The organism is Streptomyces sp. NPDC093795, assembly GCF_044764665.1.
GTDB lineage: Bacteria > Actinomycetota > Actinomycetes > Streptomycetales > Streptomycetaceae > Streptomyces.
This window is the reverse complement of the sequence record NZ_JBIWIO010000001.1, coordinates 490,248-512,442: the sequence shown is the minus strand read 5'-3', so window position 1 is coordinate 512,442 and position 22,195 is coordinate 490,248. Positions and strand designations below refer to the sequence as shown.

Below are 22,195 nucleotides of genomic sequence, written 5' to 3'. Positions count from 1 at the left end.
CCTCCGGGCGCCATCCGCCCTAGGCTTCCGTCATGTGTGGAATCGTGGGATACGTCGGCGGGCAGTCGGCGCTTGATGTGGTGGTCGCGGGTCTCAAGAGGCTCGAATACCGGGGCTACGACTCGGCCGGGGTCGCGGTGCTCTCCGACGGAGGGCTCGCCGCGGCGAAGAAGGCGGGCAAGCTCGTCAATCTGGAGAAGGAGCTCGTGGAGCGGCCGCTGGCCGGCGGGTCCGTGGGCATCGGACACACCCGCTGGGCCACCCACGGCGGGCCGACCGACGCCAACGCGCACCCGCACCTGGACAACGCGGGGCGCGTCGCCGTCGTCCACAACGGCATCATCGAGAACTTCGCCGCCCTCCGCGAGGAGCTCGCGGAGCGCGGCCACGACCTGCTCTCCGAGACGGACACCGAGGTCGTCACCCACCTCCTCGCCGAGGAGTTCTCCTCCGTCGGCGACCTCGCGGAGGCCATGAGGCTCGTCTGCCGGCGGCTCGACGGGGCGTTCACCCTGGTCGCCGTGCACGCCGACCAGCCGGACGTCGTCGTCGGCGCCCGCCGGAACTCGCCGCTCGTCGTCGGCGTCGGCGAGGGCGAGAACTTCCTCGCCTCCGACGTGTCCGCCTTCATCGCCCACACCCGCGCGGCCATCGAACTCGGCCAGGACCAGGTCGTCGAACTGAGCAGGGACGGCGTCACCGTCACCGACTTCGACGGTACGCCCGCCGACGTGCGGTCCTACCACGTGGACTGGGACGCCTCCGCCGCCGAGAAGGGCGGCTACGACCACTTCATGCTCAAGGAGATCGCCGAGCAGCCCAAGGCCGTCGCCGACACCCTCCTCGGCCGGATCGACGGCTCGGGACGGCTCACCCTCGACGAGGTGCGCATCCCCGACCGTGTGCTCCGCGAGGCCGACAAGGTCGTCGTCATCGCCTGCGGCACCGCCTTCCACGCCGGGCTCATCGCCAAGTACGCCATCGAGCACTGGACCAGGATCCCCTGCGAGGTCGAACTCGCCAGCGAGTTCCGCTACCGGGACCCCATCCTCGACCAGCGGACCCTCGTCATCGCGATCTCCCAGTCCGGCGAGACCATGGACACCCTGATGGCGCTCCGGCACGCCCGTGAGCAGGGCGCGAAGGTCCTCGCCGTCTGCAACACCAACGGCTCGACCATCCCCCGCGAGTCGGACGCCGTGCTCTACACGCACGCCGGGCCCGAGGTCGCCGTCGCGTCCACCAAGGCCTTCCTCACCCAGCTCGTCGCCTGCTACCTCCTCGCGCTGTACCTGGGGCAGGTGCGCGGCACCAAGTGGGGCGACGAGATCCACGCCGTCGTCCGGGAACTCGCCCGGATCGGCGACGAGGTCGAGCGGGTCCTCGCGACGATGGAGCCGGTACGCGCCCTCGCCCGCTCCCTCGCCGACAAGGACACCGTCCTCTTCCTCGGCCGGCACGTGGGCTACCCCGTCGCCCTCGAAGGCGCCCTGAAGCTGAAGGAACTCGCGTACATGCACGCCGAGGGCTTCGCCGCCGGAGAGCTCAAGCACGGGCCGATCGCGCTCATCGAGGAGGACCTGCCCGTGGTCGTCGTGGTGCCCTCGCCCAAGGGCCGATCCGTCCTCCACGACAAGATCGTCTCCAATATCCAGGAGATCCGGGCCCGCGGGGCACGGACCATCGTCATCGCGGAGGAGGGCGACGACGCCGTCGTCCCGTACGCCGACCACCTCATCCGGATCCCCGCCACGCCTACGCTGCTCCAGCCGCTGGTCTCCACGGTGCCGCTCCAGGTCTTCGCCTGCGAGCTCGCCACCGCGCGGGGCAACGAGGTCGACCAGCCGCGCAACCTGGCCAAATCCGTGACCGTGGAGTGAGTGGGAAATGATCATTGGGGTGGGGATCGACGTGGCGGAGATCGACCGTTTCGCCGCGTCGATCGAACGGACACCGGGGCTGCTCCAGCGCCTCTTCGTCGAACGGGAGCTGCTGCTCCCCAGCGGCGAGCGGCGCGGGCCCGCCTCGCTCGCGGTGCGGTTCGCCGCGAAGGAGGCGCTGGCGAAGGCGCTCGGCGCGCCGGGCGGGCTGCACTGGACGGACGCCGAGGTGTACGTCGAGGGCACCGGGCAGCCGCGGCTGCGGGTGCGCGGGACGGTGGCGGCGCGGGCGGCGGAGCTGGGCGTGAAGAACTGGCACGTCTCGCTCAGCCATGACGCGGGGGTGGCGTCGGCGGTGGTGATCGCGGAGGCGTGACGGCGGTCGCGGAGGCCTGACGGCGGTCGCGGAGGCCTGACGGCGGTCGCGGGCCGGGGAGGGCGGTGCGCGCGGTGAAGGGACGTCAACCCGCGTCTCCGGGCGGTCGCCTGGCGACTGCGGCAGACTGCTGACCATGCGTACCGCTCACCGCGTGGAGACCGTACGGGCCGCCGAGGCCGCCCTCATGGCCCGGCTGCCCGAGGGCGCCCTCATGGGGCGGGCCGCCGCCGGGCTCGCCGCCGCCTGCTGCTCGCTCCTCGGGAAGGGACGGGTGTACGGGTCCCGGGTCGTCCTTCTCGTCGGCGGCGGCGACAACGGCGGCGACGCCCTGTACGCCGGCGCCCGGCTCGCCCGGCGCGGCGCAGGCGTCACCGCCGTCCTGCTCGGCGCCCGCGCCCACGAGGGCGGGCTCGCGGCCCTCCGGGCGGCGGGGGGCCGGGTCGCCGACGACCCGTTCGAACCGCTCGCCGTCGCCGACCTCGTCCTCGACGGCATCACCGGCATCGGCGGGCGGGGCGGGCTCCGGCCCGACGCCGTGCCCGTCGCCCGGGCCGCGCGCGGCTCCGACGCCGTCGTCGTCGCCGTCGACCTGCCGAGCGGCGTCGACGCGGACACGGGCGAGGTGCCGGGGGAGGCGCTGCGGGCGGACGTGACCCTCACCTTCGGCACGTACAAGCCGGGGCTGCTCGTCGACCCCGGACGGGAGTACGCGGGCGCGTTGCGGCTCGTCGACATCGGACTCGCCGACGAACTGCCGGGCGTGCCGGACATGGAGGCGCTCCAGCACCAGGACGTGGCGCGGCTGCTGCCCGTACCCGGCGCCGGGAGCGACAAGTACCGGCGCGGAGTCCTCGGAGTCGTCGCCGGGTCCGCCCGCTACCCGGGAGCGGCCGTCCTCACCGTCACGGGGGCGCTGCGGGGCGGGGCGGGGGCCGTGCGGTACGTCGGGCCCGCCGCCGACGCGGTGATCGCCCGGCACCCCGAGACCCTCGTCCACGCGGGGCCGCCGTCCGCGGCGGGGCGGGTGCAGGCCTGGGTGGCCGGGCCCGGGCTCGGCGACGAGCCGGGCGTGGGGGAGGTCCTCGCCTCGGACGTCCCGGTCCTCGTGGACGCGGACGGACTCCGGGGCCTGGACCCCGCTCTGGTACGGGCCCGCAGCGCCCCGACCCTCCTCACCCCGCACGCGGGAGAGGCGGCGGCGCTGCTCGGTGTGGCCCGCGAGGAGGTGGAGGCGGGGCGGCTCGCGGCGGTACGGGAACTGGCGGGGCGGTTCGGGGCGACGGTGCTGCTCAAGGGGTCGACGACGCTGGTGTACGGGCCGGACGGCGGGCCCGTACGGGTGAACCCCACCGGGACCGGCTGGCTGGCGACGGCCGGCAGCGGCGACGTCCTCTCGGGCCTGGCGGGCTCCCTCCTGGCAGCCGGCCTGCCCCCACTGGACGCGGCCTCGTGCGCCGCCTACCTCCACGGCCTCGCGGCGCGGCGGGCGTCGGGGGGACGGGGGCCGGTGACGGCGTCGGAGGTGGCGGGGGCGGTGGGCGAGGCATGGCGTGACGTGAACGCGGGCTTGTAGACCCGGGACCTTCGGAGGCGCCCCCACGCCCTGCGGGACGATTGCCCACACGGGGGGTGGGTGGCGCAGGCGGCTCGCCGCGCGCGCCGGCAGTCGGGACTGCGTCGATCTCGGGCTCCCGCCACCGAGAAACTCTGGGACGTTCCGCGCAAGGGTGACCGGGAAAGCGGTCCGGGAGCTGACACCTGAGAGACTGGGCGCGATGACTGAGACACCGCCGCCCCGCAGAGCCCGCGCCGAGATCGACCTCGGTGCGCTGCGTGCGAACGTCCGCACGCTGCGCGCCCGCGTCGCCCCCTACGTCCGGATCATGGCCGTGGTCAAGGCCGACGCGTACGGACACGGCGCCGTCCGGTGCGCCCGCGCCGCCCTGGACGCGGGCGCGGACTGGCTCGGGACCGCCACCCCGCACGAGGCGCTCGCGCTGCGGGCCGCCGGGATCACCGACGTCCCCGTCATGTGCTGGCTCTGGACGCCGGGCGACCCCTGGGACCAGGGCATCGAGGCCGGTCTCGACATGTCCGTGAGCGGGATGTGGGCCCTGGAGGAGGTGCTGGAGGCGGCGCGCCGCACCGGCGGCACCGCCCGTATCCAGCTCAAGGCCGACACCGGCCTCGGCCGCAACGGCTGCCAGCCCGCCGACTGGCCCGAGCTGGTGGAGGCGGCCCTGAAGGGGGAGGCCGACGGCCTCGTCAAGGTCACCGGCCTCTGGTCGCACTTCGCGTGCGCCGACGAGCCGCACCACCCCTCCATCGCCGTGCAGCTCGACGTCTTCCGCTCGATGCTCGACCACGCCGAGAAGGCCGGCGTCGAGCCCGAGGTCCGGCACATCGCCAACTCGCCCGCCACCCTCACCCTCCCCGAGGCCCACTTCGACCTGGTCCGGCCCGGCATCGCGATGTACGGCATCTCACCCAGCCCGGAACTCGGCACCTCCGCCGACCTCGGCCTGAAGCCGGTGATGTCCCTGAAGGGCGGCATCGCGCTCGTCAAGCGGGTCCCGGCCGGGCACGGGGTGAGTTACGGACACCATTACGTCACCGAGCGCGAGACCACCCTCGGCCTCGTGCCGCTCGGTTACGCCGACGGCGTCCCCCGGCACGCCTCGGGCCGCGGCCCCGTCCTCGTCGACGGCGCGGTCCGTACGGTCGCCGGGCGGGTCGCGATGGACCAGTTCGTCGTCGATCTCGGCGGGGACGAGCCCGGGGCGGGCACCGAGGCCGTGCTCTTCGGTTCCGGAGAGAGGGGCGAGCCGACCGCCGAGGACTGGGCGGTGGCCGCCGACACCATCGCGTACGAGATCGTCACCCGGATCGGCGCGCGCGTCCCGCGCGTGTACCTGGGCGAGTAGCGAGCAAGGGGGAGGGTCGACGTGGGCGAGGTGACCGGTATCGGTGGCACCACCGTCACCAGCAGCTGGCGGCGCGCCGGGTTCGCCGGGGCCGCGATAGGCGTCCTGGCCGCCGGCGCGGCCGCCGGGGTCGCCGTCGAGCGGCTCACCGTCGGCCGTTCCGTACGCCAGAAGGCGCGGCTCGCCCTCGACGCCACCGGCCCCTACGGCGGCCTGCGCGGCACCCCGGGCCGGGCCCTCGCCGACGACGCGACCGTCCTGTACTACGAGGTGGACGAGGTCGAGGCGGACACCCCGCCCGCCCGCCGCCGCAGGCTCTTCGGGCGCAAGGAACCCGCCCCCGTCACCGTCGTCTTCAGCCACGGCTACTGCCTCAACCAGGACTCCTGGCACTTCCAGCGGGCGGCGCTCCGCGGTCTCGTCCGTACCGTCTACTGGGACCAGCGCAGCCACGGCCGCTCCGGCCAGGGCCTCTCCCAGGCCGGTCCCGCCGCGGTGCCGGTGGCCATAGACCAGCTGGGCCGCGACCTCAAGGCCGTCCTCGACGTCGCCGCGCCCGAGGGCCCGCTCGTCCTCGTCGGGCACTCGATGGGCGGCATGACGATCATGGCGCTCGCCGACCGGTACCCGGAGTTCGTCCGGGACCGGGTCGTCGGCGCCGCCTTCGTCGGCACCTCGGCAGGGAAGCTGGCGGAGGTCTCGTACGGGCTGCCGATCGCCGGCGTCAACGCCGTCCGCCGGGTCCTGCCGGGGGTGCTGCGGGCGCTCGGCGCCCAGGCGGAGCTGGTGGAGCGGGGCCGCAGGGCGACCGCGGACCTGTTCGCCGGGCTGATCAAGAAGTACTCGTTCGCGTCGAGGGACGTGGATCCGGCGGTCGCCCGCTTCGCGGAGCGGATGATCGAGTCGACCCCGATCGACGTCGTCGCCGCCTTCTACCCGGCCTTCGCCGAGCACGACAAGGCCGCCGCCCTGCCCGTCTTCCGTGACGTGCCGGTGCTCGCGCTCGCCGGGGACAACGACCTGGTGACGCCCAGTTCCCACACCGAGGCCATCGCCGATCTGCTCCCCGACGCGGAGCTCGTCATCGTCCCGGACGGCGGCCATCTGGTGATGCTGGAGCACCCGGAGGTGGTCACCGACCGCCTCGCCGACCTGCTCGTGCGGGCGGGTGCGGTCCCGGAGACGCCGGCGACGACGGGCACGGCGAATCCGGACACCGGCAACGGATAAATTGGCGGGTATGGAAGCAGCGCACCCGCCCGTCTCCGGGGCAACCCTCTCCGTCGACTCCCCCCAGCAGATGCAGGAGTTCGGCCGCCGCCTCGCGAAGATCCTCCGCCCCGGCGACCTCGTCATGCTCACCGGCGAGCTCGGCGCCGGGAAGACCACCCTGACCCGGGGCCTCGGCGAGGGGCTCGGGGTGCGGGGGGCGGTCACCTCCCCGACGTTCGTCATCGCCCGCGTCCACCCGTCCCTGGTCGGCGGCCCCGCCCTGGTGCACGTGGACGCGTACCGCCTCGGCGGCGGTCTCGACGAGATGGAGGACCTCGACCTGGACGTCTCCCTGCCCGAATCGGTCATCGTCGTCGAATGGGGTGACGGCAAGGTCGAGGAGCTGACCGACGACCGGCTGCACCTCCTCATCCACCGGGTGACCGGCGACACCGACGACGACCGGCGCACGGTCGTGCTGCGCGGGATCGGCCCGCGCTGGGCCGACGAGGACCTGGGCGTGCTCTGACGAGGGGTACGCGGTGGACACGCGGGTACGTAGATTCCGACAACGTGTCGGGAAGGTGTTGCGTCGTTCGTACGTGCCGTGGTGACATGGACCCACGAGCTGGTTAGGTGTACCTAACCTACGGGAGGCATGCATGGCGACGCCGGAGCGCGCGGAACACAACCGGGACCACGTCTCGATGAGTGACCTGCTGGCGTCCTGCGTGGCCGCCCGCGCGCTCTCGACACCACCCCGGAACCGGCAGCAGGACCAGGCCGCGGGGGAGCGGCGGGAGGAGCCCGCCGACGTGCGGGACGAGGCCGCGTAAGGACGTCGGAGGGCTCGCCGTACGACTCAGGCGACGACGACGACCTTCGCGCCGATCACCGCGAACATCCACAGCGCGTCCCCGTCGGCCCGCTTCATCCGGACGCCGCCCGTCTTCTTCGTCGGGTCCGGGCTCGGCATCGAGCCGTCGACCGCCGCGCTGAAGCCGATCGCCACGTCCTGCGCCGTCGCGAACCGCACCACGTGCTCGATCTGCACGCCGTCCGAGCCCCGGACCGAACCCGAGCGGGACGTCACGCCGTACGTTCCGGGCGCCGGGTCCACCGTGCTCGGCATCACCGGGAACGTACGGGTCGCCTTGCCCTTCGCGTCGACCAGCCACACCCGGCGGTCGGCGAGCGCGTACACGACCCGCTCACCCGTGCCCGAGTTCGCCGGGACGGCCAGCGGGTCCGCGGTCGGCTGCTTCGGGCCGCCGCTCGGCGAGATCGAGGGGGCCGCGGTGGCCGGCGTCCGCGGCTTCTCCTTGAGATCGGCGGGGACGTTGGCCGAGGCCTGGTACGCGAGGAAGCAGACCGCGGCGACGGCCGCCGCCGTGAGCCCGGCCACGATTCCCGAGCTGCTCCGTGCCACCGTGCCCACCTCTCGTACGAACGTATCGAAGGGTGACGGTAGCAGCCGGGGGAACGAGGGGCCGGGCACCGTGCCCGGGAGCCGTAGGCTGTTCGCGTGCTGTTGCTCGCCATGGATACCGCCACCCCCGCCGTCACCGTCGCCCTCCACGACGGCGAGGCCGTCGTCGCCTCGTCGAGCCAGGTCGACGCCCGCCGCCACGGGGAGCTGCTGCTGCCCGCTGTCGACCGGGTCCTCAAGGAGGCCGGGCTGAAGCTCGACGCGGTCACCGGCCTCGTCGTCGGTGTCGGCCCGGGGCCGTACACCGGCCTGCGCGTCGGCCTCGTCACGGCCGCGGCCTTCTCCTCCGCCCTCGGAGTGCCCGTCCACGGACTGTGCACCCTCGACGGCCTCGCGTACGCCTCCGGGATCGACGAGCCCTTCGCCGTCGCCACGGACGCGCGCCGCAAGGAGGTCTACTGGGCGCGTTACGAGGACTCCCGCACGCGCGTGACCGACGCGGCCGTCGACCGGCCCGCCGACATCGCCGAGCGGCTCGCCGGCCTCCCCGTCGTCGGCGCGGGCGCCCGCCTCTACCCCGAGGCCTTCCCCGACGCCCGCGACCCCGAGCACCAGTCGGCGGCGGCGCTCGCCGCGCTCGCCGCGGAGAAGCTGGCGGCCGGGGGGGACGGGTTCCTCGACCCGCTGCCGATGTACCTGCGCCGCCCCGACGCGCAGGTGCCGAAGAACTACAAGGTGGTCACACCGAAGTGACCGGCGCCGTGGAGCTGCGGGAGATGCGCTGGTGGGACATCCCGCCGGTGCTGAGCCTCGAGGACGAGCTGTTCCCCGAGGACGCCTGGTCGGCGGGGATGTTCTGGTCGGAACTCGCGCACGCGCGCGGGCCGCGGGCCTCCCGCCACTACATCGTCGCGGAGGACGGTGAGGGGCGGCTCGTCGGATACGCCGGACTCGCCGCCGCGGGCGGACTCGGCGACGTGCAGACCATCGCCGTCGCCCGCGACCAGTGGGGCACCGGCCTCGGCGCGCGGCTCCTCACCGACCTCCTCAAGGAAGCCACCGCCTTCGAGTGCGACGAGGTACTCCTCGAAGTGCGGGTGGACAACACCCGGGCCCAGAAGCTGTACGAGCGCTTCGGCTTCGAGCCCATCGGTTTCCGGCGCGGCTACTACCAGCCCGGAAACGTGGACGCGCTCGTGATGCGACTGACCGTTCAAGGAACCGAGACCGAGATCTGATGTCCGTACCGACCCATGGCTGGAATCACTGATGGCTGCTGACGAACCGCTCGTACTCGGCATCGAGACCTCCTGCGACGAGACCGGCGTCGGCATCGTCCGCGGGACCACCCTCCTCGCCGACGCCATCGCGTCCAGCGTCGACACCCACGCCCGCTTCGGCGGCGTCGTGCCCGAGATCGCCTCCCGCGCCCATCTGGAGGCGATGGTCCCCACGATCGAGCGCGCCCTGAAGACGGCCGGGATCTCCGCCAGGGACCTCGACGGCATCGCCGTCACCGCCGGGCCCGGCCTCGCGGGCGCGCTGCTCGTCGGCGTCTCGGCCGCCAAGGCCTACGCGTACGCCCTCGGCAAGCCGCTCTACGGCGTCAACCACCTCGCCTCGCACATCTGCGTCGACCAGCTCGAACACGGCAAGCTGCCCGAGCCGACGATGGCCCTCCTCGTCTCCGGCGGGCACTCCTCGCTGCTGCTCTCCGCCGACATCACCTCCGACGTGCGCCCCCTGGGCGCCACCATCGACGACGCGGCCGGCGAGGCCTTCGACAAGATCGCCCGCGTCCTCGACCTCGGCTTCCCCGGCGGCCCGGTCATCGACCGGCTCGCCAGGGAGGGCGACCCGGCCGCGATCGCGTTCCCGCGCGGTCTGAGCGGCTCGCGGGATCCCGCGTACGACTTCTCCTTCTCCGGCCTCAAGACCGCCGTGGCCCGCTGGATCGAGGCCAAGCGGGCGGCCGGGGAGGACGTGCCGGTACGGGACGTGGCCGCGTCATTCCAGGAGGCCGTCGTCGACGTGCTCACCCGCAAGGCCGTCCGGGCCTGCAAGGACGAGGGCGTCGACCATCTGATGATCGGCGGCGGAGTCGCCGCCAACTCGCGGCTCCGGGCCCTCGCCGAGGAGCGCTGCGAGCGGGCCGGCATCCGGCTGCGGGTGCCGCGGCCGGGCCTGTGCACGGACAACGGCGCGATGGTCGCGGCCCTCGGCTCGGAGATGGTCGCCCGCAACCGGGCCGCCTCCGACCTGGAGCTCTCCGCGGACTCCTCCCTTCCGGTGACGGACCCGCACGTGCCGGGTGCGCACGCGCACGGCCACTCCCACGATCACGATCACGTGCACGAGGTCAGCAAGGAGAACCTCTACTCATGAGGGTCACCCTGATGTGGGAGGCGCGGGCCGCGCAGGGCCGGGGCGCCGAGCTCCTGGAGTGGGCCAGGTCCCAGGTCCTCCCGTACGAGCCGCAGCGCCGGGAGATCCTCCGCGCCCCGCAGGACCGGGTCCTCGTGCTCACCTGGTGGGAGGCGGAGACTTTCGACGCGGAGCTGCCCGAGCTGCCGGAGCCGGACGCGGAGCTGATCGCCCGTCCGGTCCACCGCTGGCGCTTCGAATCGGTGGAATAGCCGAGGTTCGGGCAACCTTTCGACCGGCGCGGGCATCCCACAACGCGTGAAGAAGACGATCGCGCTGTGGGCGGCCCTCACCGCCGCCGCCCTGATGGTGACCGGCTGCGCGGCGGAGAACCCCGTCGCGCCCGTCCCGAGGACACCGACGGCGAGCGGGGGTGGCGCGTCGGCGGGGGGCACGGCCGGGGACGGCGCGGGGGACACGGCTGAGGCGGGCGGCGCGGGGGACACGGCTGAGGCCGGCGGCGCGGGAGCCGCGGCTGAGGCCGGCGGCGCCGGGGACAAGGCGCCCGGAGCGGCTTCCGCTGCCGCCGCCGCGTACCGCAAGTGGGGGCTCAGGCCCTTCGCGCCGCCGCCCGCCCCGCCCGCGACCAAGCCGGTCGTCCGGCCGCCCGGCGGCCCGGTCCCCGTCATCAGCGACATCCCCACCACCGAGAAGATCGTCTTCATCACGATCGACGACGGGGCGGAGAAGGACCCCGAGTTCGTCACGATGATGAAGGACCTCAAGGTCCCGGTCACGATGTTCCTCACCGACGCGGCCATCCGCGGCGACTACGCGTACTTCGCCCCGCTCGTCGCCCAGGGCCACGGCCTCGCCAACCACACCCTCACCCACCCCAACCTGCGCACCCTCTCCCAGGACGCCCAGCGCCGCGAGATCTGCGGTCAGCAGACGAAGCTGACGCAGCGGTACGGCAAGGCCCCGCGCCTCCTCCGCCCGCCCTACGGCAACTGGAACGAGGCCACGCGCGCGGCGGCGGGCGAGTGCGGGGTGGACGCGATCGTGCTGTGGCGGGAGTCCATGCAGATCAAGAACATGCAGTACCAGCGCGGCGACCGGAAACTGCACCCCGGCGACATCATCCTGGCCCACTTCCGCGGCCCGTCCGAACTCAAGGGCCGCACGATGACGGAGATGACGGCCACGATGCTGCGCCGCATCCAGGAACAGGGCTTCACGGTGGCGCGCCTGGAGGACTACGTCTGAGGTCACCGGATCGGATGACGGTTCCGGATTCCTGCTCGCTAGGCTTGCCGTACGGTTCACCATCCCGTCCATGGGAGAACACATGACCGCCGGCGCATCCGATCAGCCGCTGATCCCGCAGCCACCGTCGACCGTCACAGCGCTGCGGCAGGCGGTGGCGCAGATCGCCCCGGCGTCGCTGCCGGCGTTCACCCGTGAGCTGGACCTGGCGGCGGACCAGTCCCGTCTCGGATCGGATCTCGCGCCGCTGCGCCGATTCACCGCGCACTGAGCCGTCTATGTCCACATCCAGCGTCAGCCGCGACTCGCGGCACGGTTCCGGGAGCTTGAATCCGTCGCAGCGACCGGCGACGCGGACCAGGTCCGGGAAGCCGCGGGCCGGCTGGGCCGCATGCTCGACGATGCCCGGGACGCGGTGGCGTGGGCCGGCGGTGAGTGAGAGCTGGCGATGGGAGTACGACCCTGACAGCGCGCACGTCGCCGGAGGTGTTCCGGCGTCGGTGGTCGCTGAGGTCGAGCGCTTGACCGCCCCGTTGGTGGACCTCGCCGAGATGGGCGTGGACGTCGGTGAATTGGGCGAGGGCCCGAGAGCGGGGGCCTGCGGCGCATGGACGCGGCGGGGGGTTGGTTCTACTTCCTGGCCGCTCCGAGGGCGTCGCTGATCGTCGTCGTACGGATCACTCCTCCGTTCGACAGCCTCTGAGGCGTATCAGTGCGGCCGGTGCTCCAGCGCGGTGCTCCAGCGCGGTGCTTCCGGCCGGTCGCGGTGGCTCGGTGCTTCGTGTCGGGTGCGGGGGCTGTGCGGGGGCTCGGCGTGCGGTGATCGGGCCGGGGCTTAGGGTGCTTGGCATGTCCCCGCGTAGTCCGTTGCCTCCGCCGCCCCCGCCCGTCGAGCTCCGGAGCTGGCCCGACCGGGACGCGCGGCTCGCGGACCGGGCGCTGGCGCTCGACGAGCTCGGCAGGCGGCTGCTCGGTGGCGGGCGGCTCGTGCTGTTCCTGGTCTGGTTCTTCCTGCTCGAACTGGGCTGGTCGCTGATCGGCGTCCTGCTCATCTCTCTCGGCGGGTCCGCGCCCGACCCGATCATGATGCTGATGGGGCTCGTCACGGCCGTCCTCGGCATCGGGGTCCTCGTCCCGGCCGTGTGGCTGACCGTCCGCAGCCTGCGGCGCGACCGGGTGGTGCGCGAGAGGCTCGTCCTGTGGGCGGCCCTCGACCGGCACGGGCCGACGGACGCCCGGGTGCGCGCCCCCGCCCTCAGCGTCTGCTGGCTGCTGCTGTCCTTCGCGATGTGCGGGCTCGGCCTCTGGATGGGCTTCGCGGTGCCGGCGGGCGTCAGCCGGGACGACGGCTACGGCCTGGTCGTCTACGGCATGGGGGTCGCCCTGATCCTCTGGATCACGGGCCTCACCGGCCTCACGAAGGCCGTCGGCCACTACCGCCTCGCGGTACGCCTGACGGGCGGCGGGCGCCGCTGAGCCGCACCCGTCGCTGAGCCCCACCCGCCGCTGAGCCTCAACCGCCGCTGAGCCTCAGCCGTCGAGCTTCAGCCGTCGAGCCTCGCCGGTCGGCCGATCAGCATCGTCGGCGCCCCGGCCACCCGCGTGAGCAGGACCGTCGCCGCGTTCGGGCCCTTCGGCTTCACCTTGCGGCGGATCTCCTCGGGCTCCACCGCCGAGCCGCGCTTCTTCACCGTCAGGGTGCCCACCTCCCGCTCCCGCAGCAGGGCCTTCAACTTCTTCAGGTTGAAGGGGAGTTCGTCGGTGATCTCGTAGGTGGAGGCGTACGGGGTGGGGACGAGCGCGTCCGCCGTGACGTACGCGATCGTCGCGTCGATCAGGCCGCCGCCCACCTCCTCCGCCACTTCGGCGACCAGATGCGCGCGGATGACGGCGCCGTCCGGCTCGTAGAGGTAGCGGCCGACCGGGCGGACCGCCGGGTCGGGCAGGCCCCGGCCGGCGAGGGCCGCGCCCGAGGGCAGCAGCGTGGCCCGCCGGGCGCCCGGTTCCGTACCGAACCAGAGGACCGCCTCCTTGACGTCCCCGCCGTCCGAGATCCACTCGGCCTCGGCGTCGGCGGGCACCGCCTCGTGCGGGATGCCCGGGGCCACCTTCAGGGCCGCGTGCGGCGCCTTGCGGGCCGCCTCGACCGCCCAGGACAGCGGCGGGGAGTACGCCTCCGGGTCGAAGATCCGGCCCCGGCCGCCGCGCCGCGCCGGGTCGACGAAGACCGCGTCGTACGGGGTGGTGTCGACGTCGGTGACGTCCGCGCACCGCACCTCGATCAGCTCCGCGAGGCCGAGCGCCTCGGCGTTGGCGCGGGCCGCCTCGGCGGTCAGCGGGTCGCGGTCGACGGCGAGGACGGAGATCCCGGCGCGGGCCAGGGCGATCGCGTCGCCGCCGATCCCCGAGCACAGGTCGGCGACGCTGCCGACGCCGAGCGCCTTCAGACGGGCCGCCCGGTGGGTGCCGACCGAGGCGCGGGTCGACTGCTCGACGCCGTTCGGCGTGAAGTACATCCGGTACGCGTCCTCCGCGCCGAACTTCGCGACCGCCCGCTGCCGCAGCCGTGCCTGGCCGATGGCCGCGGTGACCAGCTCCGCGGAGTGGTCGCGGCGCAGCCGGGAGGCGACCGCCAGCTCCTGGGCGGGGTCGTAGTCGCGCAGGGCGGTGAGGAGGGTCTGCCCCTCGGGGCCGAGCAGGGGGGCGAAGGAGGCGAGGTCGGTCACCCGTCCCATTGTGGCCCCTGTGACGCTGTGGGCCGGCCGGGGGACGTGGGGTGCGGTACGGCGGTGTCGCGGCCGGGAACGGACGTCCGCGCTGACAGGATGCGGCGCCATACGACTCGTACGACAAAAGGAAAAAATGATGGCAAAAGGTGTGCACCGTTCGTCCCGGGTGCTCGGGGCCGCCCTCGTCGTCGCCTCCCTCGCCTCCGCCGCCACGGCCTGCTCGGACGGCGCCGAGCGGGACGTCGGCGCGCCCGCCCCCGCCGCCGGTCAGCAGGCCCCCCAGGCGCAGGGCGCGGCCGGCGCGCTCAACGCGTACGTCGAGAAGGTCCGTGAGCAGCGCGCCGCCCGGGTGCTCGCCGCGAAGAAGTGGGGCCTCGCCCGGACCCCGCTCGACGCGCCCGCACCGCCCGCCGTGAAGCCGAGGGTCACCACTCGCAAGGGCTTCGAGACGGACGGCGAAGGCCTGCCGCCCGTCTTCACCACCGTGCCGACCAAGCAGAAGATCGTCTTCCTCACGATCGACGACGGCGCGGAGAAGGACCCCGCCCTGCTCCGCATGATGAACGAACTCCGGATCCCCTACAGCGCCTTCATCAGCGACTACGTCATCAAGGACGACTACGGCTACTTCGCCCGGATGCAGAAGTCGCAGGAGGGCGGGGTGTCGCTGCACAACCACACCCTCAACCACCGGTACCTGCCGGGACTCTCGTACAGCCGGCAGAAGCGCGAGATCTGCGGCATGCAGGACGTCATCGAGAAACGTTTCGGCAAGCGGCCCCCGCTCTTCCGCCCGCCCTACGGCAACTACAACGAGGACACCCTGCGCGCCGCCAAGTCCTGCGGCGTCAAGGCGGTCCCGCTGTGGGCGTCCGAGGCCTTCCCCGACCACATGGAGTGGCGCGAGTGGGACCGGGACCTGCACCCCGGCGACATCGTGCTCACCCACTTCCGGGGCAAGGACGACTGGAAGGGGACCATGCCCGACATGATCCGCCGGGTGATGAACGTGATCACGGCCAAGGGGTACGCGGTCGCGAAGCTCGAGGACTACGTGTGAGCCGGTCAGCCGCGCACCGGCCGCTCGCCGGAGCCGTGCTCGTCGGCGCACTGCTCGCCCTCAGCGGCTGCGCCTCGACCGTGGACTCCATCGAGCGGCTCGGCCGCAAGGCCGTCGAACGGGTCGGCACCCCCGACGCGAAGCCCGTACCGCCGGCCGGCCGCGCGGCCCCCGCGCCCGGTCCGGCCGCGACCCCGGCGAGCACCCGGGCGCCGGTCGCGGGAGCGCCGGAGGGCCGCCGGACGACCGCCACGGAGTGAGGAATTGGCACTCCGCTTGACCGAGTGCTAATCGCGGTCATAGTCTCAGCTCTGGCACTCCCCACCGGAGAGTGCCAACACAGCGACGGGCAGGTCCGGCACCCGCGACGACGGATCCACCTGGTCGCCACCTCAGACAGTTAACCCCGTGATCTCCGAAGGGGGAGGTCGGATCGTGACGACCACCAGCTCCAAGGTTGCCATCAAGCCGCTCGAGGACCGCATCGTGGTCCAGCCGCTCGACGCCGAGCAGACCACCGCCTCTGGCCTGGTCATCCCGGACACCGCCAAGGAGAAGCCCCAGGAGGGCGTCGTCCTGGCCGTGGGCCCGGGCCGCTTCGAGAACGGCGAGCGCCTGCCGCTCGACGTCCAGACCGGCGACATCGTGCTGTACAGCAAGTACGGCGGCACCGAGGTGAAGTACAACGGCGAGGAGTACCTCGTCCTCTCGGCTCGCGACGTGCTCGCGATCGTCGAGAAGTAATTCACCGAAGTTCTGAAGTACCGAAGTACCGAGCACTGGACCAGATGCTCAGAGCTGCGCCCCGAGGCCTCTTCCAGGCGCCCCGGGGCGCCGCTCGTTCCACCCGATTCCGAGAGGGCTGAACCGCTCCCATGGCGAAGATCCTGAAGTTCGACGAGGACGCCCGTCGCGCCCTTGAGCGCGGCGTCAACAAGCTTGCCGACACGGTGAAGGTGACGATCGGCCCCAAGGGCCGCAACGTCGTCATCGACAAGAAGTTCGGCGCCCCCACCATCACCAACGACGGTGTCACGATCGCCCGCGAGGTCGAGCTCGACGACCCGTACGAGAACCTCGGCGCCCAGCTGGTGAAGGAGGTGGCGACCAAGACCAACGACATCGCGGGTGACGGCACCACCACCGCCACCGTGCTCGCCCAGGCCCTGGTCCGCGAGGGCCTGCGCAACGTCGCCGCCGGTGCCTCCCCGGCCGCCCTGAAGAAGGGCATCGACGCCGCCGTCAAGGCCGTCTCCGAGGAGCTCCTCGCCACCGCGCGCCCGATCGAGGACAAGTCCGACATCGCCGCCGTCGCCGCGCTCTCCGCGCAGGACCAGCAGGTCGGCGAGCTCATCGCCGAGGCGATGGACAAGGTCGGCAAGGACGGTGTCATCACCGTCGAGGAGTCCAACACCTTCGGTCTTGAGCTCGACTTCACCGAGGGCATGGCCTTCGACAAGGGCTACCTGTCCCCGTACATGGTCACCGACCAGGAGCGTATGGAGGCCGTCCTCGACGACCCGTACATCCTGATCAACCAGGGCAAGATCTCCTCGATCCAGGACCTGCTGCCCATCCTGGAGAAGGTCATCCAGGCCGGCGCCAGCAAGCCGCTCCTGATCATCGCCGAGGACGTCGAGGGCGAGGCCCTGTCGACCCTGGTCGTGAACAAGATCCGTGGCACCTTCAACGCCGTGGCCGTCAAGGCCCCCGGCTTCGGCGACCGCCGCAAGGCGATGCTCGGCGACATGGCCACCCTCACCGGTGCCACCGTCATCGCCGAGGAGGTCGGCCTCAAGCTCGACCAGGCCGGTCTGGACGTGCTGGGCACCGCACGCCGCGTGACCATCGCCAAGGACGCCACCACCATCGTCGACGGTGGCGGCAAGGCCGAGGACATCTCCGGCCGCGTCAACCAGATCAAGGCCGAGATCGAGTCCACGGACTCCGACTGGGACCGCGAGAAGCTCCAGGAGCGCCTCGCGAAGCTGGCCGGCGGCGTGTGCGTGATCAAGGTCGGCGCCGCCACCGAGGTGGAGCTGAAGGAGAAGAAGCACCGTCTGGAGGACGCCATCTCCGCGACCCGCGCCGCGGTCGAGGAGGGCATCGTCTCCGGTGGTGGCTCCGCGCTCGTCCACGCCGTCAAGGTCCTCGAGGGCAACCTCGACAAGACCGGCGACGAGGCCACCGGTGTCGCGGTCGTCCGCCGCGCCGCCGTCGAGCCGCTGCGCTGGATCGCCGAGAACGCCGGCCTCGAGGGCTACGTCATCACCTCCAAGGTGGCGGAGCTCGACAAGGGCCAGGGCTTCAACGCCGCGACCGGCGAGTACGGCGACCTGGTCAAGGCCGGCGTCATCGACCCGGTGAAGGTGACGCGCTCCGCCCTGGAGAACGCCGCCTCGATCGCCTCCCTCCTCCTCACCACCGAGACCCTCGTGGTGGAGAAGAAGGAAGAGGAGCCGGCGGACCACGGCCACGGCCACGGCCACGGTCACGGCCACTCCCACTGAGGCTCGTAGCCGATCACTGATCGCTGAATACTGGTTGCTGATCGCCGATCGCTGATCACCGAGGCCCGGTGCCCCCGTCGCGGGGGCACCGGGCCTCAGCCGTTGCCACGTCGTCAGGCCTCCACCGCGCCGAGCTGCCCCATCAGCCCGAGCAGGTCGTACGCCCACCACCCCTCCGCGATCTTCCCGTCCTCCCGGAAGCGGTGGACGGTCGTCCCCGTCATGGTCACCTCCATGCCGGTCGGCTGGAGCCCCATGAAGTCACCTGTGTGGGAGCCCTTCCAGGTCCAGCGGGTGCAGACCCGGTCGCCCTCGGCGATCTGGTCCTCGACGGTGAAGCCGAAGTCGAAGCCGCCGCGCCACATCTCCACCTCGCGCCGGACGGCGTCCATGCCGATGACGTCCTGCGCGTTGGCCGGATCGTGGTCGTGGTACCCCTCGGCGAGCACCTCGTCGAGCAGCGCCAGCTCCTGCTCGCGGGCGATCATCTCCAGGAGCCTGCGGGCGGTGGTCTTGTACAGCGCCTCGTCGCGGACCACGTCCAGGTCGGTGAAGGTCGGCATCTCGTCACAGAGTGCGACCATCTCCCGGAAGATCCGGTCGGTCTCGGGGAGCTGCGAGTTCCGCATGGCCACGTCGTAGGAGGGGAACTCGACGATCTCCACGACGTGGGAGGCGTCCGAGCGGTCCTTGCCGACGATGCTGTGGGTGGCGGTCCGCTTGCCCTTGGTCTGCTCGACCCACTGATCCATGAGGCGGTTCAGGTCGTCGACCCGGCTGGTCTTGCAGTCGATGATTTGTACGAAGCTCATGACGCCTCCCGACCCAGGTAGGACCCTTCCAGTCTAGGTTGGGCGCATGCAGCAGGCAGGGGGAGAGCGGCCGGCCGCGGTCCTGAACGGAACGGGCGACATCACGGTCCAGAGCACGGCGGGCAACGTCGTGATCGGCGAAAATATCCGGATCGGCGTACCCGAACCGACGGCGGTCCGTTCCGGATACCGCGAACAGGTACGCCGGATCGAGCCCGCGGAACTCGTCGGCCGCGAAGAGGAGCCGGCGGAGCTCGCCGCTTTCTGCCGCGCCGACTCCGGCCCCGCGTACGTCTGGTGGCGGGCGGACGCCTGGGCGGGGAAGACGGCCCTGCTGTCCTGGTTCGCCCGCAACCCGCCGCCGGGGGTGCGGATCGTCCCCTTCTTCGTCACGGCCCGGCTCCGTGCCCAGGACGACGTCACCGCGTATGGCTTTGTTCACGGGTAGCGGTTCTGGCTCAGGTTCTGTGGTTACGTTGCTGTGAGTGACGTACTCACAGAGCTGCGGAGTTCCTGAAGTGTCCAGGTTCGACTCACGTCGCGCCTTCGGCAGGCTTGTCCCAAACGAGCGAGTAGCGCCACAGCAGGTGGCGGCGGAAGCGGCACCCGGGCAGGAGGCGTGTCGCCTCTTGGCGAACCTCGCCCCAGTCCATGGTGGGCAATTGGATGGGCATATCGTCCGGGTCGGTCTTGCCTCCATGGCGGAGGGCGTTCAGTCGGGCTGCCGGGATGCCAACGCCACTGGTGATCCAGTCCAGCGGAGTCTTGTTGCGGGCAAGGCCGATGATTGCCAGGCGTCCGCCCGGCGCGAGCAGGCGGACCATGGCCTTTATCGCCTTTGAGAACTCGACGTGATGGACTACCGCTACGGCACTGGCGAAGTCGTATTGGCCTTCCATGAGCAGACCATGTGAGTCGTCGAGGAAGTCCGCCTTCGCGAAGGTCACATTGCGTAGATGCAAGCTGCGTTCCCGGGCAAGCCGGATCATCTCGCTGGAGCTGTCCACTCCGGTCACGGTGCGGACATGGTGAGCCAGTTTGCGCGCCAGCAGTCCCTCGCCGCATCCGATGTCCAGGGCCGTGCTGCACGCTTCGGGCACCGCCCCGAGGACAAGCGGGTGATAGTGCACGTTGTGGTTCCAGTAGTCCATCACATCACCGTAGCCAGCCGCAGAAAGCTTCTGGCGGTCATCCACTTGCAGCCACGAAAGCAATGGCAGCGTTAACAGAACGTCACGACAGCAGGACTCGTTTCCGGAGGAGTTGGAATCCTGCACGGCCGAACTTCTGACGTTTGAGCATCTTGATTCGGTTGACGTGTCCTTCGACGACGCCCGAGTTCCAGGGCAGGGTCAGGCCGGCGATGACGGCTTCGCGGTCGCGGTCGATGCCGGCAGCGAGCGTGTGGAGGCTGGGGAGGTCGTCCTGTCCGACGGCGGCAAGCCAGTCCGGCAGGCGCTCGCCCTGGCGCTCGGTGAGCATGGTCGCGAAAGACCGGACGTGGCTGGTGAGTGCGTCGATCTCGGGGCAGTTGGCCCGGATGTTCTTCAGATGGAGGTGTTCGGTCTCAGAGAGGGTTTCCGGGCGGCGGAGGATCCATCCGGCGACGGCCCGGAGTGAGGGCGGGCGGGCTGTCACGGGCCGTGGCGAGGTGCGTTTCTGGCGGAGGTAGGCGCGAACGCGCTGGTAGCTGCCCTGGTAGCCGAGCGGCACGATCTCTTCCCACAGTTTCCAGGCGTTGGTGCGGCCCTCGTTCCAGCGGTCGTCGAGGTAGGGCTTGTACTCGCCGAGGACCGAGGTTCGGGTCTGCCACTGACCGGTGAAGAGGTCTTCCGGCTTGGCGGCGTCCGCGTACCGTTTGACGGTTCGGCTGGTCGTGCCGAGCTGAAAGCCACCGCGTACGTGGACGTCGTCCTGGAACAGCTCGCGGAACTGGCGGGGCAGGGCCTCCCCGCCCTCCTGACCGCCGCCACCCGCGAGGCGCACCTGCTGCGCCTGTACGGCTCCGCGGCCGAGGCCTGCGCGGCGCGCGGCGAGCGCCTGGTCCTCCTCGTCGACGGTCTCGACGCGGACCGGGGCGTGACGACGGGCTCGGACGCCCGCTCGATCGCGTCGGTCCTCCCGTACGACCTGCCCGTCATCGTCTCCGGACGCTTCAACCCCCTCCTCCCGCTCGACGTCCCCGAGGACCACCCCCTCCGGGACCCGGAGGCCGTACGGATCCTGTCCCCCTCCCCGAGAGCCCGCGTGATCCGGGCGGAGGCGGAACGCGAGCTGAAGCGGCTCCTGGAGGCGGGCGAACTCCCGTACGAACTGCTGGCGCTGCTCACCGCGGCGGGCGGCGGCCTCACGGCGGCCGACCTCGCGGAGCTGACCGGCGAGGTGCCCTGCCGGGTCGCGGACGTGCTGCGTACGGGCCCGGGGCGGACGTTCGCGGTACGGGGCGAGGCGTACCTGCTCGCGCACGAGGAACTGGCGGCGGGCGCACGGGAGATGCTGGGCGAGGGCGTACTCGGCCGGGGCCGGTCGCGGTTGCACGCCTGGGCGGAGGAATGGCGCGGCCGCGGCTGGCCGGCCACCACCCCCGCGTACCTCCTGTACGGCTTCTTCCCGATGGTGCGGGCCGCCGGTGACCTGGACCGGATGCTCGCCTGCGCCCTCGACGGGGCGCGGCACGACCGGCTGCTCGAGGAGACGGGCGGCGTCGGAGGGCCGTTGGGCGAGGTCCGCGCGGCGGGGGAGGCCGTCCTCGAGCGCGGGGACAGGGCCGGGCTCGTGGCGACGATGCTGCGGCTCGGGTTCCGGCGGGCGGAGCTGGTCCGCGGGGGCGGCCGGGCGCCGGCCGGGCTCGCGGCGGCCTGGGCGGCCGCGGGGCGGGTCGACCGGGCGCTGGCGATCGTGCGCGTCGAGGACCGGCTGACCACCGTGGAGGGCTTGTGCGCGGTGGCCCGGAGGCTCCTCGACATCGGTGAACGGAGCCGCGCCGAGAAACTGGTCGCGGAGGCCGAAGAGCTCGTCCTGGCCGACGGGGACCCGCTCGGCCGCGGCGATATGAGCGAAGCTCTCGTGCCCGTACTCTCGCGGTCATCGCGGTGGGCCTGGCCCGGGGCGGCCGGACGGCCGAGGCGGACCGGTGGCTGGCCGACGCGCAGGAGTACCGGCGTGAGGGCTTCGGCCTGGACGTCGTCCCCCACCTCGTACGAGCCCTCCTGGCCCTCGACCGGCGGGAGGAGGCCGTGCGGCTCGTCGCGCGGGTGCGGACCGAGGGGTCCGCTCTGTACCGGACGACCGAGGCTCCCCGTGTCGCCCACGCTCTCGTACTGCTCGGCGCCTGTGACGAGGCGCCGCATACGTCCGGGGGCTGCCGGGAAGCACGCCGGACGCTCCGCTCCCCGTCGCCCGTCATCTCGTGGAGGCGGGGGAGTACGAGCGGGCGGCCTCGGTCCTCGCCGGGCTGCACTCTCTCGGTCACCGGTGCGCCGTCGGCTACGCCGACCTGGCGCTCGCCCACCCCGATCCGGCCAGGGCCCGGGAGTTCCTCGCGCTCGCGCTGCACCTGGGGCCCTGGGACCGGGTCCTGCCCGCCGTCCCGCGGAGTGAACCCGGTGCCGTCCCCCTGGCCGTCGTCGA

At 72.3% G+C, this 22,195-nt stretch carries 24 protein-coding genes and 1 pseudogene; 20 read left to right on the top strand and 5 right to left on the bottom strand.

Annotation, left to right across the window (positions count from 1 at the left end; translation table 11 throughout):
• The first annotated feature begins 32 nt into the window (after positions 1-32).
• The 7 genes from glmS (at position 33) to ACIRB7_RS02355 (ending at position 7,231) form a co-directional block, all read left to right on the top strand.
• Complete coding sequence (gene glmS, locus ACIRB7_RS02385; protein WP_403591206.1) at positions 33-1,880, top strand: glutamine--fructose-6-phosphate transaminase (isomerizing); 1,848 nt, start codon at positions 33-35, stop codon at positions 1,878-1,880.
• A 7-nt stretch (positions 1,881-1,887) separates the two neighbouring features.
• On the top strand, positions 1,888-2,256 hold the full coding sequence (locus ACIRB7_RS02380; protein WP_351213459.1) for a holo-ACP synthase: 369 nt from the start codon (positions 1,888-1,890) through the stop codon (positions 2,254-2,256).
• Between the two features lie 136 nt (positions 2,257-2,392).
• The gene (locus ACIRB7_RS02375) at positions 2,393-3,832 is read left to right on the top strand and encodes an NAD(P)H-hydrate dehydratase (RefSeq protein ID WP_403591203.1); all 1,440 of its coding nucleotides are present in this window, start codon (positions 2,393-2,395) and stop codon (positions 3,830-3,832) included.
• 202 nt (positions 3,833-4,034) lie between these two features.
• Positions 4,035-5,183, top strand: coding sequence for an alanine racemase (gene alr / locus ACIRB7_RS02370; protein ID WP_403591201.1), 1,149 nt, complete (start codon positions 4,035-4,037; stop codon positions 5,181-5,183).
• A gap of 21 nt (positions 5,184-5,204) precedes the next feature.
• Positions 5,205-6,413: an alpha/beta fold hydrolase gene (locus ACIRB7_RS02365; protein WP_403591198.1), complete on the top strand. Its 1,209-nt coding sequence runs from the start codon at positions 5,205-5,207 to the stop codon at positions 6,411-6,413.
• Between the two features lie 10 nt (positions 6,414-6,423).
• A complete protein-coding gene (tsaE, locus tag ACIRB7_RS02360; RefSeq protein WP_403591196.1) occupies positions 6,424-6,924 on the top strand; it encodes a tRNA (adenosine(37)-N6)-threonylcarbamoyltransferase complex ATPase subunit type 1 TsaE in 501 nt (166 codons plus the stop codon).
• A gap of 133 nt (positions 6,925-7,057) precedes the next feature.
• Positions 7,058-7,231 carry a hypothetical protein gene (locus tag ACIRB7_RS02355; protein WP_403591193.1) on the top strand — a complete coding sequence of 58 codons (174 nt, stop codon included), beginning with the start codon at positions 7,058-7,060 and terminating at the stop codon, positions 7,229-7,231.
• Between the two features lie 26 nt (positions 7,232-7,257).
• Here the strand turns inward: ACIRB7_RS02355 and ACIRB7_RS02350 are convergent, their stop codons facing one another.
• Entirely contained in the window at positions 7,258-7,800 is a 543-nt protein-coding gene (locus ACIRB7_RS02350) for a hypothetical protein (RefSeq protein WP_403592450.1), read from the bottom strand.
• Positions 7,801-7,920: 120 nt separating this feature from the next.
• On the opposite strand from ACIRB7_RS02350, the gene tsaB reads away from it, so the two are divergent.
• From tsaB to ACIRB7_RS02315, 7 genes and pseudogenes are all read left to right on the top strand, one after another.
• Positions 7,921-8,577 carry a tRNA (adenosine(37)-N6)-threonylcarbamoyltransferase complex dimerization subunit type 1 TsaB gene (gene tsaB, locus ACIRB7_RS02345; protein WP_403591190.1) on the top strand — a complete coding sequence of 219 codons (657 nt, stop codon included), beginning with the start codon at positions 7,921-7,923 and terminating at the stop codon, positions 8,575-8,577.
• Positions 8,578-8,600: 23 nt separating this feature from the next.
• The gene (gene rimI / locus ACIRB7_RS02340) at positions 8,601-9,062 is read left to right on the top strand and encodes a ribosomal protein S18-alanine N-acetyltransferase (protein WP_403592447.1); all 462 of its coding nucleotides are present in this window, start codon (positions 8,601-8,603) and stop codon (positions 9,060-9,062) included.
• Between the two features lie 31 nt (positions 9,063-9,093).
• On the top strand, positions 9,094-10,209 hold the full coding sequence (gene tsaD, locus ACIRB7_RS02335; RefSeq protein WP_403591187.1) for a tRNA (adenosine(37)-N6)-threonylcarbamoyltransferase complex transferase subunit TsaD: 1,116 nt from the start codon (positions 9,094-9,096) through the stop codon (positions 10,207-10,209).
• Positions 10,206-10,460: a hypothetical protein gene (locus tag ACIRB7_RS02330; RefSeq protein ID WP_403591184.1), complete on the top strand. Its 255-nt coding sequence runs from the start codon at positions 10,206-10,208 to the stop codon at positions 10,458-10,460. The genes tsaD and ACIRB7_RS02330 overlap by 4 nt, the downstream gene beginning before the upstream one ends.
• Positions 10,461-10,506: 46 nt before the next feature.
• Entirely contained in the window at positions 10,507-11,454 is a 948-nt protein-coding gene (locus tag ACIRB7_RS02325) for a polysaccharide deacetylase family protein (protein ID WP_403591182.1), read from the top strand.
• A gap of 82 nt (positions 11,455-11,536) precedes the next feature.
• Positions 11,537-11,893, top strand: a pseudogene (locus tag ACIRB7_RS02320) (hypothetical protein).
• 410 nt (positions 11,894-12,303) lie between these two features.
• Positions 12,304-12,930: a hypothetical protein gene (locus ACIRB7_RS02315; protein ID WP_403591179.1), complete on the top strand. Its 627-nt coding sequence runs from the start codon at positions 12,304-12,306 to the stop codon at positions 12,928-12,930.
• A gap of 68 nt (positions 12,931-12,998) precedes the next feature.
• Here ACIRB7_RS02315 and ACIRB7_RS02310 read toward each other — a convergent pair whose 3' ends face one another.
• On the bottom strand, positions 12,999-14,189 hold the full coding sequence (locus tag ACIRB7_RS02310) for a methyltransferase domain-containing protein (RefSeq protein WP_403591176.1): 1,191 nt from the start codon (positions 14,187-14,189) through the stop codon (positions 12,999-13,001).
• 130 nt (positions 14,190-14,319) lie between these two features.
• Here ACIRB7_RS02310 and ACIRB7_RS02305 point away from each other — a divergent pair, with 130 nt between their 5' ends.
• The 4 genes from ACIRB7_RS02305 (at position 14,320) to groL (ending at position 17,753) form a co-directional block, all read left to right on the top strand.
• The gene (locus tag ACIRB7_RS02305; RefSeq protein WP_403591173.1) at positions 14,320-15,243 is read left to right on the top strand and encodes a polysaccharide deacetylase family protein; all 924 of its coding nucleotides are present in this window, start codon (positions 14,320-14,322) and stop codon (positions 15,241-15,243) included.
• Positions 15,240-15,503, top strand: coding sequence for a hypothetical protein (locus ACIRB7_RS02300; RefSeq protein WP_403591170.1), 264 nt, complete (start codon positions 15,240-15,242; stop codon positions 15,501-15,503). The genes ACIRB7_RS02305 and ACIRB7_RS02300 overlap by 4 nt, the downstream gene beginning before the upstream one ends.
• 175 nt (positions 15,504-15,678) lie before the next feature.
• Positions 15,679-15,987, top strand: coding sequence for a co-chaperone GroES (gene groES, locus ACIRB7_RS02295; protein ID WP_073810087.1), 309 nt, complete (start codon positions 15,679-15,681; stop codon positions 15,985-15,987).
• A gap of 131 nt (positions 15,988-16,118) precedes the next feature.
• On the top strand, positions 16,119-17,753 hold the full coding sequence (groL, locus tag ACIRB7_RS02290; protein ID WP_403591167.1) for a chaperonin GroEL: 1,635 nt from the start codon (positions 16,119-16,121) through the stop codon (positions 17,751-17,753).
• Between the two features lie 113 nt (positions 17,754-17,866).
• Here the strand turns inward: groL and ACIRB7_RS02285 are convergent, their stop codons facing one another.
• Positions 17,867-18,565 (bottom strand): ester cyclase, encoded by a 699-nt coding sequence (locus tag ACIRB7_RS02285; protein ID WP_403591164.1) that lies wholly within the window; start codon positions 18,563-18,565, stop codon positions 17,867-17,869.
• 46 nt (positions 18,566-18,611) lie between these two features.
• Between ACIRB7_RS02285 and ACIRB7_RS02280 the strand changes: the two genes are divergently transcribed.
• Entirely contained in the window at positions 18,612-19,013 is a 402-nt protein-coding gene (locus ACIRB7_RS02280; protein WP_403591161.1) for a hypothetical protein, read from the top strand.
• A gap of 85 nt (positions 19,014-19,098) precedes the next feature.
• Here ACIRB7_RS02280 and ACIRB7_RS02275 read toward each other — a convergent pair whose 3' ends face one another.
• Together ACIRB7_RS02275 and ACIRB7_RS02270 are read right to left on the bottom strand one after the other, a co-directional pair.
• Entirely contained in the window at positions 19,099-19,761 is a 663-nt protein-coding gene (locus tag ACIRB7_RS02275) for a class I SAM-dependent methyltransferase (protein WP_403591158.1), read from the bottom strand.
• A gap of 37 nt (positions 19,762-19,798) precedes the next feature.
• Positions 19,799-20,551 (bottom strand): transposase, encoded by a 753-nt coding sequence (locus ACIRB7_RS02270; protein WP_403591156.1) that lies wholly within the window; start codon positions 20,549-20,551, stop codon positions 19,799-19,801.
• On the opposite strand from ACIRB7_RS02270, the gene ACIRB7_RS02265 reads away from it, so the two are divergent.
• A complete protein-coding gene (locus ACIRB7_RS02265; RefSeq protein WP_403591153.1) occupies positions 20,468-22,165 on the top strand; it encodes a hypothetical protein in 1,698 nt (565 codons plus the stop codon). The two genes, ACIRB7_RS02270 and ACIRB7_RS02265, sit on opposite strands and share 84 nt — an antisense overlap.
• Positions 22,166-22,195: the final 30 nt, after the last annotated feature.

Coding starts and splice junctions, on each gene's coding strand:
- ACIRB7_RS02310 (WP_403591176.1), bottom strand. CDS start 14,189: ATGGGACGGGTGACCGACCTCGCCTCCTTCGCCCCCCTGCTCGGCCCC.
- rimI (WP_403592447.1), top strand. CDS start 8,601: ATGCGCTGGTGGGACATCCCGCCGGTGCTGAGCCTCGAGGACGAGCTG.
- ACIRB7_RS02355 (WP_403591193.1), top strand. CDS start 7,058: ATGGCGACGCCGGAGCGCGCGGAACACAACCGGGACCACGTCTCGATG.
- ACIRB7_RS02315 (WP_403591179.1), top strand. CDS start 12,304: ATGTCCCCGCGTAGTCCGTTGCCTCCGCCGCCCCCGCCCGTCGAGCTC.
- alr (WP_403591201.1), top strand. CDS start 4,035: ATGACTGAGACACCGCCGCCCCGCAGAGCCCGCGCCGAGATCGACCTC.
- groL (WP_403591167.1), top strand. CDS start 16,119: ATGGCGAAGATCCTGAAGTTCGACGAGGACGCCCGTCGCGCCCTTGAG.
- tsaE (WP_403591196.1), top strand. CDS start 6,424: ATGGAAGCAGCGCACCCGCCCGTCTCCGGGGCAACCCTCTCCGTCGAC.
- ACIRB7_RS02305 (WP_403591173.1), top strand. CDS start 14,320: ATGGCAAAAGGTGTGCACCGTTCGTCCCGGGTGCTCGGGGCCGCCCTC.
- glmS (WP_403591206.1), top strand. CDS start 33: ATGTGTGGAATCGTGGGATACGTCGGCGGGCAGTCGGCGCTTGATGTG.
- ACIRB7_RS02380 (WP_351213459.1), top strand. CDS start 1,888: ATGATCATTGGGGTGGGGATCGACGTGGCGGAGATCGACCGTTTCGCC.
- ACIRB7_RS02375 (WP_403591203.1), top strand. CDS start 2,393: ATGCGTACCGCTCACCGCGTGGAGACCGTACGGGCCGCCGAGGCCGCC.
- ACIRB7_RS02285 (WP_403591164.1), bottom strand. CDS start 18,565: ATGAGCTTCGTACAAATCATCGACTGCAAGACCAGCCGGGTCGACGAC.
- ACIRB7_RS02280 (WP_403591161.1), top strand. CDS start 18,612: ATGCAGCAGGCAGGGGGAGAGCGGCCGGCCGCGGTCCTGAACGGAACG.
- ACIRB7_RS02330 (WP_403591184.1), top strand. CDS start 10,206: ATGAGGGTCACCCTGATGTGGGAGGCGCGGGCCGCGCAGGGCCGGGGC.
- tsaD (WP_403591187.1), top strand. CDS start 9,094: ATGGCTGCTGACGAACCGCTCGTACTCGGCATCGAGACCTCCTGCGAC.